The sequence below is a fragment of the Oleiphilus sp. HI0123 genome, assembly GCF_001635315.1.
The window spans coordinates 1-802 of record NZ_LWGE01001795.1 but is presented as its reverse complement, the minus strand read 5'-3'; the positions used below and the strand labels follow the sequence as shown (position 1 = coordinate 802).

Genomic DNA, 802 nt, shown 5'->3' with positions numbered 1-802 from the left:
GTGCGAGTCTTGGTGTTAAGGCTCGGGTAGACATAATCAACCTGGCCCTGCCACTCTCGCCCTGGCGAATAACCCAACTGCATCTGGACCTGATCGCCGACCTGCACCAGGGAAGCCTGTCGCTCAAAGACTTCACCAATCACCCAAATATGTTCCAGCTGACCGATGGCCATGATTTCCATGCCGGGTTTTACAAACATGCCTTCGCGCGCCATGAGGTTATCCAGCACACCCGATTGCGGCGCTGTAACGGTGATGGTCTGGCTCACCTTGCCGGATTTCCTCAGGCGGTTGATTTCTGATTTTGGCACCTGCAGGGATGCCAGGCGCTCCTTGGCGGCTTCAATCAGCGTGGCGTTATTGCGTTTTAGTGCCAAGAGTAATTCCTCCTGTGCATTAACCAGGGTCGGTGAGTAAAGCGCATAGAGAGATGCACCCTTCTGCACCGGATCGCCAGAAGCTTTGACGTAGAGTTTTTCAACCCAGCCCTCTACCCGCGGATGAATATGTATCAAGCGATCTTCATCGTATTGCACATAACCCACGGTATTGACGGAAACGTCCATCTGGCCGCGGGTAACGGGTGCCGTGCGTACGCCAAGGTTATTGACCACATCCGGCGATATGGTGACTGTGCCAATCTCCTCATCACCGCCGGCTTCTTCATACACCGGAATCAGATCCATCCCCATCGGAGATTTTCCGGGCTTGTCGCGTTTGTAATTGGGGTCCATCGGCGCGACCCAATAGAGCGGTTCTTTTTTGGCTGTCGCCTTACCGCCCTCTCCCGTGTCTTGCATGC

Annotated in this window: 1 protein-coding gene; it reads right to left on the bottom strand. The window is 54.6% G+C overall.

Going from position 1 to position 802, the window contains the following annotated elements:
- Positions 1-802: efflux RND transporter periplasmic adaptor subunit (locus A3761_RS24145; RefSeq protein WP_156492089.1), on the bottom strand; the 802-nt coding region annotated here is incomplete at both ends.